Origin of the sequence: Prevotella melaninogenica (assembly GCF_018127925.1) — a bacterium.
GTDB lineage: Bacteria > Bacteroidota > Bacteroidia > Bacteroidales > Bacteroidaceae > Prevotella > Prevotella melaninogenica_C.
Map to the genome: position 1 here is coordinate 1209594 of NZ_CP072348.1, position 17422 is coordinate 1227015.

The 17422-nt window shown below is 39.0% G+C and carries 8 protein-coding genes; 7 read left to right on the top strand and 1 reads right to left on the bottom strand.

Annotated elements, in window-relative coordinates:
- Nucleotides 1–461: 461 nt before the first annotated feature.
- The 7 genes from J4861_RS10580 (at nt 462) to J4861_RS10610 (ending at nt 16204) form a co-directional block, all read left to right on the top strand.
- Entirely contained in the window at nt 462–2993 is a 2532-nt protein-coding gene (locus J4861_RS10580; RefSeq protein WP_211816801.1) for a DUF2339 domain-containing protein, read from the top strand.
- Between the two features lie 864 nt (nt 2994–3857).
- Nucleotides 3858–5885, top strand: coding sequence for a M13 family metallopeptidase (locus J4861_RS10585; protein WP_211816802.1), 2028 nt, complete (start codon nt 3858–3860; stop codon nt 5883–5885).
- Nucleotides 5886–7030: 1145 nt separating this feature from the next.
- A complete protein-coding gene (bcp, locus tag J4861_RS10590) occupies nt 7031–7486 on the top strand; it encodes a thioredoxin-dependent thiol peroxidase (protein ID WP_013264261.1) in 456 nt (151 codons plus the stop codon).
- Nucleotides 7487–7737: 251 nt separating this feature from the next.
- Nucleotides 7738–8529, top strand: a complete 792-nt coding sequence (locus J4861_RS10595; protein ID WP_211817783.1) for a TIGR02757 family protein — start codon at nt 7738–7740, stop codon at nt 8527–8529.
- 1147 nt (nt 8530–9676) lie between these two features.
- Complete coding sequence (locus J4861_RS10600; RefSeq protein WP_211816803.1) at nt 9677–11833, top strand: helix-turn-helix domain-containing protein; 2157 nt, start codon at nt 9677–9679, stop codon at nt 11831–11833.
- 227 nt (nt 11834–12060) lie between these two features.
- Nucleotides 12061–13191: a helix-turn-helix domain-containing protein gene (locus J4861_RS10605; protein ID WP_211816804.1), complete on the top strand. Its 1131-nt coding sequence runs from the start codon at nt 12061–12063 to the stop codon at nt 13189–13191.
- Between the two features lie 823 nt (nt 13192–14014).
- Complete coding sequence (locus J4861_RS10610; protein WP_211816805.1) at nt 14015–16204, top strand: glutamine synthetase III family protein; 2190 nt, start codon at nt 14015–14017, stop codon at nt 16202–16204.
- Nucleotides 16205–16347: 143 nt separating this feature from the next.
- On the opposite strand, the gene glsB is transcribed toward J4861_RS10610, so the two are convergent.
- Nucleotides 16348–17346, bottom strand: coding sequence for a glycine N(alpha)-acyltransferase GlsB (gene glsB, locus J4861_RS10615; RefSeq protein ID WP_211816806.1), 999 nt, complete (start codon nt 17344–17346; stop codon nt 16348–16350).
- Nucleotides 17347–17422 lie beyond the last annotated feature (76 nt).

Genomic DNA, 17422 nt, shown 5'->3' on the forward strand with positions numbered 1-17422 from the left:
CTTAATTGACTTGCAAAAGACGCCCTTTAAGACCCTTACTAACGCCCTTTTGAAGTCTAATTAAGCACCTTTTCTGATACTACTTTATAACTAACTGAATTACTGATGGTTATAATATCACTTTTCACATGTATTTTTGTACTTATTTATAGATCGTTTACTCGAATTTATGTAATGATTTTTCAAGGCGTTATCTATTACTTTTCAAGTATTAAAAAGAAAAAAGTTCCCTGTGTCGGAGGATGAGAAAAGAGTAGATAGTAGCCAGCCCTAACTATGTTTTTGTTCCGTTAACGCTATACAAAAAAGTATCCACACATTCAACCGAAGAACTTAATTCTTACTATAGTATGCCTTCCGATTTGGGTTAAAAACAAAAGAAATAAGTATTATTCTTGGTTAATATTCGTCATTATCATACATTATGATTATCTTTACACTCAAAACTAAATACTTAGAACATGGAATATGACCTTCTATCCTTTTTTAGTATCATCTTATTTTCAATAGCATTATTGGGCTTCTTCTATCTTATCTCCAAGCTCAACCAAATAAGTAATACGCTAAACAACGTCAGTTTTGAGATTTCCACACTGAAACTTATCATTGAAAAGATGCAGCGTGAGAAACAGAAGCAAGCTGAAACAGAAACAGAAACAAAGCCAAAAGAAACTCTTGAACAACCTAAGGAGCAGGTCGTAGAAACTCCGAAGGAAGTTCAGAATGAGTCCGTTAGCCCTAATCCTAACTGGTGTCAACAACCTATAACGGACGAAACACCAACAACCGATAAGGCTGAAGAAACAGAAAATACGACTGAAGACGCACAGCCAGAGTTGCAGGAAACACCAGAAACTATAGAAGTTCCTATTGCACACAATGAGGATATCAGACCTTCTACTGTAGAAATTCCTATTCAAGAGACAGATGATAAGACTCCAGAAGTTGAGGAAGAAGCCCCTGAAACCATTGAAGAACCTGTAGAAGAAGAGCAGGAAGAATCTGCAATGGCTATGGAGGAAGAGGAGGAAATAGAAGAATATGCCACTTCTGAGACCAATTTTGAGAAATATATCGGTGAGAATCTCTTTGGAAAGATTGGTATTCTCATCTTTATCATTGGTATCGGTTTCTTCGTTAAATATGCTATCGACCAGAACTGGATCAATGAGACTGCACGCACATTGATGGGCTATGCAGTCGGCGCAGGTATGTTAGTACTGGCTGAACGATTACACAAACGCTACCATACTTTCAGTTCACTGTTAGCAGGTGGTGCCTTTGGTATCTACTATTTGATTACAGCCATCGCCTTCCATTACTATGGTTTGTTCTCTCATACAATGGCATTCGTGATTTTATGTGTCACAACTATCTTCATGTCGGCAGTCTCCATCCTATACGATAGGAAGGAATTGGCAGTCACAGCACTCGTTGGCGGCTTTATTGCACCGTTCATTATTAGTACGGACTCAAGTAGTATCATTAGCCTACAGATTTATATTACCATATTGAACATTGGTATGTTCTGCCTTGCTATGTATAAGAAATGGGCAATACTACCTATGGTTTCCTTCGGTTTCACCTATATAATATTATGGGGAACAACTGCATTAGGATCATTCTCTGATAGTGAAGCTGTCACAACTTATCCTACCCTATTTGCTTTTGCGACACTATTCTACGTCATCTTCCTATTGCCTGTTGTCTTTATTCTGCGCACACAGTATGGTGAAAATACCAGACTTGGACTATTGGGTATCATCACAGCTAATAGCTTCATGTATCTTATTTATGGCGATTTCCTCTTACAACACTTCGAGGCATCATCTGATACGACAGCTTACTTAGCTTTCTTCATAGCTGCTATCAACCTGGCAATACACCTTTATTTGCGATTCCGCGTCGAAGGACAAGACACACTGCGCAACCTTATGTTAGGACTTGCGGTCACATTCGCCTCTATGGGTATTCCAATTCTGTTCAGCGCAGCCAATGTTCTTATGGTATGGGCAGCTGAGTCAGTACTTCTTTTGTGGCTCTTCACAAAGGAGAAAAACAGAATCTACGAGTTGGCTTCAGCAGTATTATTACTCTTAACATTGGGAGCATTGGCATACTACAGAACAACTGACACCTTCATCCATGATACAGGAGATAGTTTATTCTTCAATGGTGCCTTCTTTGTGACTACATTTGTAAGTATAGCCTACTATGTTGTAGCTGTCATTATGCAATTTAATAAGGAACTATTCAGTGATACAAAGCGTCTAATCGCATACACTCCATGCAATGCTATAGCCTATGCGTTGGGCTTCAGCATCCTGTTCCTTGCTTTCAGAGACAACTTCCACTTCCATCTTGAGCAACCAATATCAGAGTATGCGTCTCTACTTACAGCAAACATAATGCTCTTAGGAGGAGCACTTATCCTGCGCAAACGCTTCGAAATAAGTGAAAACAAGTTAGCATACGAGATAAGCCTCTACCTTGCAGGAATCTTATTTGCTATGACTGTATGGAATTACACCGCCCCAGAAGGACTCTTACTAAGATGGTTAATGGCACTCGTAACAATCGCTTATATGGCATATTGTATGCGTGGTCAACTCCTTGTAACCTCTAATCAGCGAAACTTACATATAGAATACTCCATTATATCAACACTGATGTGGCTTACTTTGACGCGTTTATTGCTGATTACTTTCAATGAAGTAAACTTCAGTACCGCCTTCTCTTTGTCGTTAGGTATTGCAGCCTTCATCTTGATGTGTATCGGTATGCGTTACCACAGTAAGGAAATTCGTATTGTTAGCTTGGCAGAATTCGGTATTGTCATTGGCAAACTCATTCTCAATGACGTATGGGCAATGCCTGCTCTTGGTAAGATTATTGTCTTCATCAGCCTTGGAGCCATTCTCCTTATCCTCTCATTCCTCTATCAGAAGCTTAAAGATGCTCTCTTCAATGAGAAAGAACAAGAACAGGAGTAAGCCTCAACATCAGACATTAACATAACAACAATCGCCCTCATCTGTCCAAACTTCATTTCTATCTTGGACTGATGAGGGCGATTGCCATTATACGATATCAGCTTTATCCCTTATCAAAAGAGCAGCAATATCTGTAAGAAAAAGACTTTACTATTTAAATATTGAGCAACACAATGTTGTTCATAAGTAATTCTTATTGCACTGCGGATAGTGCAATTTATGCAGAATATTGCACTGTCCATAGTGCAATCTCGATTATACATACCATTAAGAAATGCTTATATACAAGACTATCTTGTGAAGTTTTTCCACATATTAGTTAACTATTAACCTCTTATTATCTTTATTATAATAGCCTTTAAACACCATTCTTCCCATCTTCAACCTATGTGCGAGTACTCCGCACATGCCGTGCTGATGGTTAGTACCAATGGTGTTTGGCGTCCGCACCATTGGTGCGGAGTACTAAACACATTGCAATAACTTGTCAAAATGGGGGCAACTTATTGATAGAAGCAAGCTATACTACCAAAACAAACTAACCAATATGCGGTTAAAAAAGTTTCACATACAAGAGAATAATATTACAGTAACAGATAGTCACAACAAATAAAGCTGTCCTTTTATAAGTTTAAAGACATCGAAAATTACCGACGGAGCATGTTAAAAGAATAAAAAAAACACACCATGAATGTAGTTCTTCAGTAAAAAAAACGACTAATAGAATAACATTGATCTTTTTTATTTACCTTTGTAATAAGATAATATCTAAGACAAGTAACTTCTTAATAACACCTTTAAGGTGAGAAGAAGTAACATTAAATGGCAGAAAAGTATATATTTAACAGATAAAATAATAAGCACATGAAAGCAAAAATCTTACTTTTTGCAGCCTCATTCATAGCTACATCAGCTATGGCACAGGGACTGAAGTCGGGCGTAGACCGCAACAACATGGACTTCAACGTGAAGCCCGGTGAGAACTTCTATGAGTATGCTGCAGGTAACTGGTTGAAGAGCCATCCGCTTGACAAGGAGCATCCAATGAACGGTGCCTTTGTTGATTTGGAAGAATTGAACAAGAAACGCATCCGTGAAATGGTTGAGGACTATGCTAAGAAACCACAAACGAAAGGCACTGTAGCACAGAAGATTGCTTCTATCTACAACCTTTACATGGATAGCGTACGCCGCAATCGTGAGGGATATACCCCTATTAAGCCTGTATTGGCTAAGATTCGTGCAGCAAAGAATCGTAAGGAACTCATCAAACTGATGTATGACCTCGACGTGAAAGGCTATGGCACCTTCCCTGTTGGCTTTGGTATGACAGTAGATGCGATGAACTCTGACCGTTATATCATTGGTATCTCACAAGGCGGTCTTGGTCTTGACCCTGAATATTACACAAAGCCTAACGACCAACAGAAGGCTGTTATAGCAGCATATAAGAGTCTGAACAACGATTTGTTCAAGATGACTGGCAACGATGCTGCAACTGCTAAGAAGAAGATGGAGGCTGCTTTCTCTATTGAGAACCAGATTGCAAAGGTTAGCTATGACCAAGTAAAGTCACGCGACCCACAAGCTAACTATCACCCAATGACTTGGGAGCAACTCTTGAAAAACTATCCTGGTGTCGATTGGAACTACCTTTTGAAGGCTTCCGGCTATCCAAATAACGGTGGAAAGGTAGATGTTGGACAGCCAGAGCCTGTACATGAAGTTGAGAAGATACTTGCTACAGCTCCGTTAGACGCATTGAAAGCCTACATGGAACTTGCTGTTATCTCAAGTTCTGCAGGTATGTTGTCTGATAACTTCTCTGATCGTAACTTTGAATATACCAAGGTGGCATATGGTGTTCAGCAGCAACAGCCACGTTGGAAGCGTGCTTTGTCTTTCGTACAGGGTATCATGGGTGAGGCTGTAGGTAAGCTCTACGTACAGAAATACTTCCCTGAGAGCAGCAAGCAACGTATGATTACATTGGTAAAGAACCTCCAAGATGCTTTTGCACAGCGCATTGAAGAGAACACATGGATGACTGCTGCAACAAAGCAGAAGGCTTTGGAGAAGCTACAGGCATTCGACATCAAGATTGGCTATCCTGATAAATGGCAGAATATGGATAGCGTTTTCGTGATTGATGACAATAAGTCATTGATTGAAAACGTGAAGGCTGTACAGGAAGCAGCTATGAAGTACCGTATTGCTAAACGCTGGGGTAAACCTGTTGACAAGAAGGAATGGCACATGACTCCACAGACGGTTAATGCTTACTATGACCCAACAACCAACAGTATTAACTTCCCTGCAGCTATTCTCCAGCCTCCTTTCTTCGATCCAACAGTGGATGATGCAGCTAATTATGGTGCTATCGGTGCTGTCATTGGTCATGAGATGAGCCACGGATTTGACGACCAAGGTTGTCAATTTGATAAGGATGGTAATATGAAGAACTGGTGGACAGAAGAGGATAAGAAGAACTATGACGCTCGTACAAAGGTTCTTGTAGACTGGTTCAACAAGCAGGAAGTAATCCCTGGCTTGTATGTTAACGGTGAGAAGACACTCGGTGAAAACATCGGTGATAACGGAGGTTTGAACATTGCCTTCCGTGCACTTGAAAACAGTATGAAAGTAAAACCATTGAGCGATATGGACGGATTCACACCTGCACAGCGTTTCTTCCTCGCTTGGGGACGTGTTTGGGCAAGTAACGTTGCTCCTCAGTTTGTTGCTTATATTGTCAATTCTGATGTTCACTCACCAAGTATCAGCCGTGTGAATGCAGCCCTTCCAATGATTGATAACTGGTATAAGGCTTTCGACATCAAAGAAGATGACAAACTCTTCGTTCCTCAGCAGAATCGTGCACACATCTGGTAAGAGAATATTTTGATAATGTACATATCATTTGATATGCCTTATAAGCTCTGTAGTGTCACTATCTATTAAGCAATGACCACAGAGTTTTATACCTAATATAAAGGGAGTGTGTCCTACAAAAAGGATCCACTCCCTTCTTACTTTTGGACGTTTCTTTTTTAAACTTCTACCTTCTCGTATCAAAGTAGTTTTTGTTAAACAAAAATCAAAAGTCTTCCTATCGACAAAACTAAAATCAAAATACAATGAATAAATAACCACAAGCAACCTTTTTGAGCACAGAGAAGGATGAAAAAAGAGAAAAATAAGAATGAGATTTCATAGTCATTCTTTTATCAGATTAAGCATAAAAAACACTGATTTCACCGTAAATTAGAACTAAATATTTTACGAATAGAATAATCTTTAAGCCCTAAAAATCAGACACATTATCCTCTATTATAGGTGTAGCAACAAAGTATTTTGTCATAATTTAACAAGTACAACGAGAAACATGATACTTTCCTTAATTCTCATATTATTGATAAGAAATAGTATTATTTATCTATTAATTCAATAAAATATTGTATATTTGCACCCAACAATAATTTTAATTGTAGATAAAATAGTAAAAAGTTTTTGCATAACAGCGCAAGTTATATGCATTACTGAGCATAAAGAGCATCACAGGAACATAATAAACAGATTAAGATTCAAGATTTCAAGCAGCAGTAGGTAAGCTTACAAAACAACATTCTTTCAGTAAAGACGGAATAAGAAACAAAGACATCGTTCTGCAAGAAACAAATAGATGTACAGACAAACATCATAAGTCTTGCCTAAATTCACCTGCTAAAATATAATAAAAAAGGAAACATACATACTGAATCTTTTCAGATTAGCATAAATAAAAATAACTACCAAAATCCTATTTTCAATGGGATATTTTTAGTTACCAGTGGGATTTCATCGTGAGATGAGATCCCACACCTTTTTTATAGAAGTACAAGATGATTCCTCTATTGTGCAAAATTCATCCTGTTCCCCACCCAACTAATATCTGAAAAGCAGTTTTATAGAATCTTTATCTCCTATAACTGTAATCATTTCATTTCTTTTCAGTATCTTTGCATTCGGATAAATCATCAATTAAAAACAGAAAGAATATGAACGTAGGAGATAAAGCACCAGAGATTCTGGGTACTGATCAGGATGGAAAAGAAATTAAGTTGAGCGATTATAAAGGACAAAAGATTGTTCTTTATTTCTACCCTAAGGATTCAACATCAGGCTGCACAGCACAGGCATGCAACCTTCGTGATAACTACAAGGAATTAAGAGACAAGGGATATGTGATTATTGGAGCAAGTATACAGGACGAGAAGTCACACAAGAAGTTTATTGAGAAGAACGAACTTCCTTTCCCACTCATTGCCGATACCGACTTAAAGCTCGTTGAGACATTCGGTGTTTATGGTGAAAAGAAGATGTATGGCCGCACCTACATGGGTACATTCCGCACTACTTTCATCATCAATGAAGATGGTATCATTGAGCGCATCCTCGGTCCAAAGCAAATTAAGACTAAGGATCACGCTGCTCAAATCCTTGCAGAAGACTAAGTCTTGCAATGGAAGACATAGTAAAAGAAAGTCGATAACACGCTCATAATAATAAGAGAACGCCGATAATAAAAAATTCAAAAAAACGCTCCCTACTAAAAGAGATGTGATAAAAAAGAAACGAGACAACTATGTCTAAAGCTCAAGACACAAGCAGTAAGAAAACGAAGACGATAAGCAAAGATAGCAAAAATCTAAGGGATCAAAAGCAACCTCACCATTCACTTCACTCTTCACTTGGAGAGGAAGGGATGGTGAGGTCTTTTTCTAAGGATATAGAAACGAAGTCATTACGAAAAAGACTCCTTACCCTTGCTAACAAATATGAAACTTCGTCCTTTCTCAATGGCGACCCATCATGGTTTATGCACCAGGTGATTGGCAAAAGAAATCAAGAAACCATCGCTTTTATTGCTGCTTGCCTAAGTTATGGTTCACGACAAGTTTTCCTGCCTCGCATACAATATCTGCTCGATTGCTCACGTAGCGAACCCTACGAATGGATTAAAACAGGAAGATACGCACTCGACATTCCTAATGACAATCAATGCTTCTATCGCTTGTATACCAATGCTATGATGTGCGACCTCTTCCACGCACTACGAAAGATGTATGAGGAGTATGGCGACATGGAGAATTACATTCGCAGCTATGCAAACCTCCAAAAGGGAAGTAAAAAGACTGATGCAATTACCGCTATTGAAGCTATTTGTGACCATTTTTTTAAACATGAAGCAGTCGGAATCGTACCCAAAAACACGAATTCAAGCTGTAAACGTGTATGTATGTTCCTACGCTGGATGGTTCGAACCGACTCTACAGTAGACCTTGGACTATGGTCAGATCTTATCGACCAACGTTCGCTCATCATCCCTCTTGATACTCATGTCATACAGCAGTCTCTGCAATTAGGTCTCATCACAAGCAAGACTGCTTCTATGTCGGTTGCACGAAAACTAACCGATAAACTGTTAGAAATCTTCCCTAATGACCCTCTAAAAGCTGATTTTGCCCTCTTTGGATATGGAGTAAACCAGAAATAGAACAATCATCCTAATTTGATGACAGGCTCAAAGGATGAGTAAGGTTCTTCCGAAATATGGAGTACTCAACAAAAAGTCTTATATAATAGGCACACGGAGTCACGGAGGGGACGGAGGTAAACGCTATATCACGGAGGTGCTGACAGCACAAAGAGCAACTGAGGTATAGCGTACAGATTCTTAATAACTTTTGGAATAAATGCTTTGGGCATAAAGTTACTAAAAAAGTGTGCAAACAAGCTCCATCGCTCTATGCACCGACGGTGCCTCCGTGACTTCCATTGCTTTGTTTTAATAATCCTCCGTCCTCTCCGTGCCTCCGTGTGACTTTTCGTCAGAAACCTAACCTTAAGTGGCAAACCTTATCATTCCAAAATCCTGAAACCCTAAAGTAAGAACTCGTATTCTTTATTAGCTTTGTAATAAAAATTCAAAGACTCAGAAATTAAAGAGGCTTAATTGGACGCTAACTAAGGCTTAATAGCCTTGCAAAAGGTGCCCTTTTGAGGTCTAACTAACGCCCTTTTGAACCCTTATTAAGCACCTTTTAAAACGCGATTCCATATAACACTGATTTTAAGATAGTTACAAAAGCTGAAGTAATGGGCATTTTTTCTTGAATATCAGACTTCCTTTACGTTCTTTTTGTAAAGTTATTTCACACCCTCTGAATACAAAAACCGGTTTTCGAAAAGGAAAGAAGGGAGTATAAACAAGCGAAAGACGGTACTTAAAAACAAAGAAAAACAAAAATCCCGACTACGTTATAAACGCAGACGGGACCTTGTTACTACTCTCAAATTTCTAAATTACTTTCTTAATTAGGCAGCGATGTGATTATTCAAGTTAACTGCCTTTGCTACTAATGCTGCAACTACTACAGCTGATAATACTACTGAAATCATAATCTTTTTACCTTTAATGGGGAACCTTTTTCCCCCTGTTCATTAATATGTTATCCTTTAATTACGAGTGCAAAGTTAGGCAAAAACAAAACATCCAACAAAAGATACAAACAATAAACTTAGGAATCTACCTTTTAATTAGCCTGTATCAAGTCAATTGACGTAAATCAAAGAAATATCACTTGCTTTTCTCAATTATTTAAACTAACTTTGCCAGCCGCAAGCAAAAAGGCACGAAAAGAATGGAGAAAAATCAAGAATTACGCAATGCGTGGGACTTTGTAGAACACACTGGAATAAGTATTTTTCTCACAGGAAAGGCTGGAACAGGTAAAACCACCTTCCTTCGGACACTCAAGGAACGCAGCAATAAAAGAAATATTATTGTTGCTCCTACTGGCGTGGCTGCTATCAATGCGGGCGGTATGACGATTCATTCTTTCTTCCAGTTGCCCCTCTCGCCTTTCGTACCCAATACTAACATCAAGAATCGATTTGATTATAGCAAAGAGAAACGCAAGATTATGCGTACTCTCGACTTGCTTATCATTGACGAGATTAGTATGGTACGAGCTGATGTTCTTGATGCAATTGACTCCGTTTTACGTCGTTTTCGTGAGCCAGATAAGCCCTTTGGTGGTGTACAACTCCTGATGATAGGCGACTTACAACAGCTTACTCCCGTTGTAACTCCTGAAGAAGAGGAACTATTACGACAGTATTATGACACTCCTTATTTCTTTGGTTCAAAGGCATTACGCAGCATTAGCTATGTAACTATTGAGCTAACCCACGTCTATCGACAGCAAGATGCGACCTTCATCACCTTACTTAATAATATAAGAGAGGGAAAAGTTTCTGCAGATGACCTCCAGCGCCTCAACGAAAGATATGATCCAACGTTCCAACCAAAGGAGGGTAGTGATTATATTCGATTGACAACACATAACAGACTGGCGGAAAGCTATAACGAAGACCAACTTCGTAAACATCCCGCAAAAGCTTATACCTTTAGCGCAGAAACCGATGGTAACTTCCCTGAATACAACTACCCAACGGACTTCAACCTTACGCTGAAGACGGGTGCGCAGGTGATGTTCATACGTAATGATAACAATGGACGTTACTATAATGGGCGTATTGGACACATCACCCATGTTGATAACGAGAAGATATACGTTCTTTGCCCTGGAGAGGATGAGGAATTTGAGGTTGAAGTTGAGACATGGGAGAACACTAAATACACCTTAAACGAGAAAACAAAACAAATAGAAGCAGAGGTGCAGGGGACTTTTAGGCAGTATCCACTGCGTCTGGCGTGGGCTATCACGATACATAAAAGCCAAGGACTTACCTTTGAACATGCTATTATAGATGCGCAAGCATCCTTTGCTTCGGGACAGGTTTATGTTGCATTAAGTCGTTGTAAGACCTTAGAAGGTTTGGTTTTGGCATCTCCGATTGGTAATACTGCGATTATAAATGATAACCGTGTAAGTGAGTATATCTCACATCAAACAGAAGAAGCTGAAAAGAGTATCTCCGCTTTACCTGCCTTGAAAGAAGAATACCATCGCCAATTACTTATCGAATTATTCAATTTCAACGAGATAAAAACCTACGAAACGGCTCTCTTTAGGGTATTAACAGAGTTCTTCTTCAAGTTTACAAAGATAAATGCACTGCATAAGATGGCGCTTACTGACTTAGAGTCACGCATCATTCAAGTATCGATGAAATGGGAGAATCTTATCAAAAAGATGACAACCGAGCAGCTTCACGAAGAGGATTTCAAGGAGAGAATAAAGAAAGGAGCGCTCTACTTCCATAGTGAGTTGACCGAAATCTTCAGTAGAATGATAGAGTTGACCAAGGAAGTACAGACAAATAATAAAATAGGTGCTAAACGTTTTGACAACGCTTACACTGAACTTAAACAGACTTATCTGGCAAAGCATGATCTGTTAGAAAGCATAATGGAAGATGGTTTCTCGATTACTACCTACCTCACAGCAAAGCAAGAGGCTATTCTCAATAGTATTTCCGATGGAAACGAGAGAAAAAGAAGAAAGAGAAAAGAAGATAAAGACAAACCTAAAGAGAAGAAAATAAGCACTTCTGAACAGACATATAACCTCTTCAAAACTGGAAAAAGCGTTGAAGAGATTGCCAAAGAGCGAGGGTTAACAGAAGGTACAATCCAAGGACATCTCGTATCTTACATCCTAAATGGAGACATAAAGCTTGAAGAAGTGATTGATGAAAAGAAAATAAATATCATCAAGCGGATAATTAAAGCTGTTGGAACAGAGAGCGGAATGAACCCTATTAAGGAGTTATGCCCTTCAGATATAACCTATAATGACATACGATTAATTATGAAAACAATGGTAACTTAAAGACTAAACAAAACCTTTACAATCTTATAAAAAGAGGGATTACCATGCTTCTCAAGGTAATCAAACTATCAAAAAACGTCAAAAAAGAAGACCTAACAAAATAAATCAACCTCTGAGACGTTGTCATACAACATAAAATCCCAGCAAAGACCGTACTAAAAAGGAAAGAGTGAGGTTTTCTGAGATTATTTTATTATCTTTGTATTAGACAACAACACAAATATATCATGATACTAAGTTATGCAACCTCATTGGCAGCTATAATTGCTTCGGCTATATGCTTTGCCATCATTGCATTGATGTATTGGAAGTCACCAAGTGGTCCACTCACTTTTAAGCGTAGAATAATTATATTGGACTATGCCCTTCTTCTTCTATATCTTTGCTGTCATTTTATTCGGAGTGAGAACGATGAGACCGAAATATTATGTGTTCCATCGATATTATCATTATACCTTCTCTGGGAGTCTTTCCTTATCACATGCACGACATTCAGCAATGGAAAGATTTACAAGAATACGTATGCTCTGTTATTCTATAACCTCCTACCGCTATCACTACTTGTCCCACAGATGATATATGCAGCGAACGGAGACATTCATCATTACCAGAATTACAGTCAACTACAGGCTGATCTCCAGCAAACGATGCCAATACAAGCATTAATGCGTATTATCTTTTCAGCAGGTATCCTCTTCTGCAAGCTATTGATGATTATAGAGATTGTAACACAACAGATTAAGTATAAGCATCAAATTATCGATGAAAATGGAGATCTTAGAGGTATAGCACGACGCAACAAACTCTATTTAGGGACGGGAATACTCCTCATAATGATAACGATAGGACAGCTTGTTCCGTCTACAATTTACCATGCCTTATTAAAGATTTGTATCATATTTACTGTCATAGCAATCACACGTTTTTACGTGAATCTACATAAACACATTATGATTTTGGAGTCAAACAACTATAACAAAGGCAACTCTATTAAAGAGAAAATAGACAAGTGGCTTCATCAGGACCCATTCCCATTGGCTGATACAGAGCTTACAATGGAGAAGACGGCAGCATCTATAGGAATACAGACCGTAGCCCTCTCCTACTATATCTATGAGTTTGCGGGTAAGACATTCCTATCTTGGCAAAGCGAATGTCGTATGATTCATTGCCGCGAGTTACTCAAAAACGATGACAAAAACATCTCAGAAATCGCATACGAATGTGGTTATAGCGACCTTGCGGCTATGAGTAAAGCCTTCAAAAAGAGGTTCGGAGTAGCTCCAACCATTTATAGGAAGAGGCTTAGCGACACTAAAAGACCTCAAAACACAGAATCGCTTGAAGATGAAGTTTAATCGATGAAATGGGCGAAAAATGACGTTTTAAAAGGGTATAAAAGGTAGTTATAATAAAAAATAAGTCTTATAACAAATATAATTTATTTGCACAGACATCTTTTTTCCCACAAAATAACTATCTTTGTAATATCAATTAAAGATATTTCTTGAGTAGCAATCAAATTACGTTTAAATAGTTATTAGTAAGTTAATAGTCAAATTAAACTAATTAGGATGGTCCTCGTGAGAAGATTGCCTAATGATTTTTTGAGTCAAATAATTTTTTGAGTTATTTAGTTAAGTGGCTGAGTGTATGTCTGCGTGAGCAGATATACACTTTTTTCTTTTCTATAGTTTGAGCCGATAAATCGCGTGGTTTCATAAGAACTTCACACATAAACAATTCTTTAGAAGCCTACCTTATAATTCACAATGAGGCAAACACACCTCTTCCCAACCATCTTTATCCATTGTATTATAGCTTGTTCCATGTCGTGTTCTTGGTAAACACCAACTGTGCGGAGCATGAGCACCAACCGTGCGAAGCACTAACACCATACGTGCGGAGGGTTAAATACCTTATAATATACGACTAAGATGAAAGCCGTTTGCTGTTATCAAAGAGTTGTATAGCCCAAAATGAAATGACATTATTGGATTAAGAGGCTTCCTTTATCAAAGACAATAGGAATGAAAAGAGCATAACTATCAGCTTTAAAGTACAATTTCGATTAAAAATTATTAGGCTGTAATAATAGAGAATAATATCCTTAAATACTTTGCCAGATAATCTGAAAATAACTAATTTTGCAGATAGAACTTTCATTATAAGACAAAAGATATGGCAAATTTAAGATTTGGAGCTGTTGAAGAAGCATTCAAAAAACGCCCCTTAGAAGTCAAGACACCTACAGAACGTCCAGAACAGTTCTATGGTAAGTACGTCTTTAATCGTGCAAGAATGTACAAGTATCTCCCTGTTGATGTGTACCAAAAGCTGATAGACGTCATTGACAATGGTTCACGATTAGACCGTTCCATCGCAGATGCAGTAGCGCAAGGCATGAAGAAATGGGCAGAGGAACATGGAGCAACTCACTACACCCACTGGTTCCAACCGCTAACAGAAGGTACAGCAGAGAAACACGATGCCTTTGTCGAGCATGATGGCAAAGGAGGAATGATTGAAGAATTCTCAGGAAAACTACTCGTTCAACAGGAACCTGACGCCAGTTCTTTCCCTAATGGAGGAATCCGCAATACCTTTGAAGCACGTGGCTATTCAGCCTGGGACCCAACCAGTCCTGTATTCATCATCGAAGACACACTTTGTATTCCTACAATATTTATATCTTATACAGGAGAAGCACTCGACTACAAAGCACCATTATTAAAATCACTCCATGCTGTTAATGTTGCAGCAACTAAGGTTTGCCAATACTTTTATCAAGACGTAAAGCAGGTTCACACTAACCTTGGATGGGAACAAGAATACTTCCTTGTAGATGAAGACTTGTACTTTGCTCGCCCTGACCTTATGCTTACAGGACGTACGCTGATGGGGCATGACTCTGCAAAGAACCAGCAAATGGACGACCATTACTTCGGTACAATCCCTGAGCGTGTACAAGCTTTCATGAAGGATCTTGAGATACAAGCACTCGAATTAGGTATTCCTTGTAAGACACGTCACAATGAGGTTGCCCCCGGTCAGTTTGAGTTGGCTCCTATCTTTGAGGAATGTAACCTTGCTGTAGACCATAATATGCTACTGATGTCACTCATGAAGAAGGTTGCACACAAGCATAGTTTCCGCGTTCTTCTACATGAGAAGCCTTTCGATGGAGTCAATGGTTCTGGTAAGCATAACAACTGGAGCTTAAACACTGACACTGGTATTCTCCTCCATGCAGCAGGTAAGACACTTAACGATAACCTTCGTTTCGTAGTCTTCATCGTAGAAACCTTGATGGCTGTCTATAAGCACAATGGTCTTCTGAAAGCATCAGTAATGAGTGCAACCAACGATCATCGTCTTGGAGCTAACGAAGCACCACCTGCTATTATTTCCTCATTCCTCGGAAAACAGATTAGTGATCTCCTTGAGCATATAGAAAAGGCTGACAAGGAGAACATCTTTAGCCTTACTGGAAAGACTGGTTTACAGATGGACATTCCAGAGATTCCAGAGTTACTTATCGATAACACCGACCGTAACCGTACATCTCCTTTTGCCTTTACAGGTAACCGCTTTGAGTTCCGTGCAGTAGGTTCTGAGGCTAACTGTGCATCTGCAATGATTGTACTGAACACTGCTGTAGCAGAAGCTTTAGAGCGTTTCAGCGAGCGTGTTGACACCTTGGTTGCGAAAGGAGAAGACCTAACATCAGCAATCATCGATATCATTCGTGAAGATATCAAGACCTGTAAGCCTATCCACTTCGATGGAAACGGATATTCTGATAGCTGGAAAGAAGAAGCCAAGAAGCGTGGACTTGATTGCGAATCAAGTTGTCCTAAGTGCTTCGACCGCTACCTTGACGAAGATTCTATCAAGATGTTCGAGTCGATGAACGTGATGAAACGTAACGAGTTGGAGGCACGTAACGAGGTAAAATGGGAGACATACACCAAAAAGATACAAATCGAAGCACGTGTAATGGGCGATTTGGCGATGAATCATATCATCCCTGTGGCAACACATTACCAGAGTCAGTTAGCGAAGAATGTGCAGAATATGGTCAATATCTTCGGAGATGTAGAGGGTAAACAGCTCAGCGAGCGTAACATAAAGATTATACGTGAGATTGCTGAACGCACTAATATCATCGAGACTGGTGTTGAAGAACTTGTCAATGCACGTAAACAAGCCAACAAAATAGAAAGTCAACGCGAAAAAGCTATCGCTTATCATGATACTATCGCACCAAAGATGGAAGCCATCCGATATCAGATTGATAAATTAGAGTTAGTGGTCAGCGATGAGCTTTGGACACTTCCGAAGTATCGCGAACTGCTCTTTATCAGATAAAAGATTGCGATTTCATCGACAATTAACACTTTCTTCGTATCTTTACTTAACACTGTAAGGGGCGAAGAAAGTACCAAAAGAAAGGCAGGTAATCCAAACATCAACGGATTACCTGCCTTTCTTTTATCGTTCTAAGAAACGTATTAGTGCTCTTCTTTCTCCTTATAGATAACATTATTAGCACCACTTGTGAACTTCAGTGCCTCTGGATGCTCATCTACAAAGCTCTCAATATGACGAACACGCTTCTCTTCGAAGATCTCATCAACTGCTATAAGGATGCCAGTTTCCTCTACATCACCAAACCCATAGTTAATAGCTGTACCGAAGAGTTTCATCGTTGGAGAAAGATTCATATAAGCATTCACTAAAGGAGGGATGTTATATCCCAACTCACGTATCTCTCTATTTAAAATTCTATAGTCCTCCTTAAAACCATTTCCTTGGAAAAGAGCATCCAATTCAGTGGTTGGAGTGTCAATTTTTAACGGTTTAATCGGTATAATAAGGTCATCCTTATCATCAAAATACTTCTTCAAAAAGTAAAGAATCATATCCCTACCACGACGGATATAAGAAGGATACATGGTCATCTTTCCGAAGAAATACTTACATTCAGGGTACAACACCGTCAACGCTCCAAGTCCATCCCAAAGGTTATCTAACGCAAAGATGCTCTTAGAATTCTTACGAACGTTCTGGTAATCCAATGAAACAAAAGAACGTCCAAGCTCAACTGTATAAGGAGCATACTCCTTCATGAACTTATCAGAGAAATGGAACATATGACTTGTTGCGACCTTTGGCTGTCCGTTTTTATCTATTTCCCACTCGCTACCAAAGATATAACGATATCCACCGATAATCTCTTCCGCTTCAGGGTTCCAAACAATCAACTGTCTACAACAATTCTCCATCGTGTCGAACTCATCGACATCCATCGATTTGCCCGTACCACCCCCAGCCGAACGAAAAGCTATTTCGCGCAGACGTCCAATCTCCTTCATCACGTTTGGCGCAATCTTAGCCGTCACAACATAAATTTCATTGTGACTTTTGTTCGTCGAACGAAGCATCCGTTCAGGAGTCAACTCGCTCTTGAGTAGTTCCTTGCTAATGGGTTGGATGATTTCTTCTTCCATATATTCTATCTATCTTTTTCTTTCTCTAAATCTAATCGCTTGATTGAACTCTTTATTCTATCATTTAATAAGGCTA

Coding starts and splice junctions, on each gene's coding strand:
- J4861_RS10580 (WP_211816801.1), top strand. CDS start 462: ATGGAATATGACCTTCTATCCTTTTTTAGTATCATCTTATTTTCAATA.
- bcp (WP_013264261.1), top strand. CDS start 7,031: ATGAACGTAGGAGATAAAGCACCAGAGATTCTGGGTACTGATCAGGAT.
- J4861_RS10610 (WP_211816805.1), top strand. CDS start 14,015: ATGGCAAATTTAAGATTTGGAGCTGTTGAAGAAGCATTCAAAAAACGC.
- J4861_RS10600 (WP_211816803.1), top strand. CDS start 9,677: ATGGAGAAAAATCAAGAATTACGCAATGCGTGGGACTTTGTAGAACAC.
- J4861_RS10595 (WP_211817783.1), top strand. CDS start 7,738: ATGGTGAGGTCTTTTTCTAAGGATATAGAAACGAAGTCATTACGAAAA.
- J4861_RS10585 (WP_211816802.1), top strand. CDS start 3,858: ATGAAAGCAAAAATCTTACTTTTTGCAGCCTCATTCATAGCTACATCA.
- J4861_RS10605 (WP_211816804.1), top strand. CDS start 12,061: ATGATACTAAGTTATGCAACCTCATTGGCAGCTATAATTGCTTCGGCT.
- glsB (WP_211816806.1), bottom strand. CDS start 17,346: ATGGAAGAAGAAATCATCCAACCCATTAGCAAGGAACTACTCAAGAGC.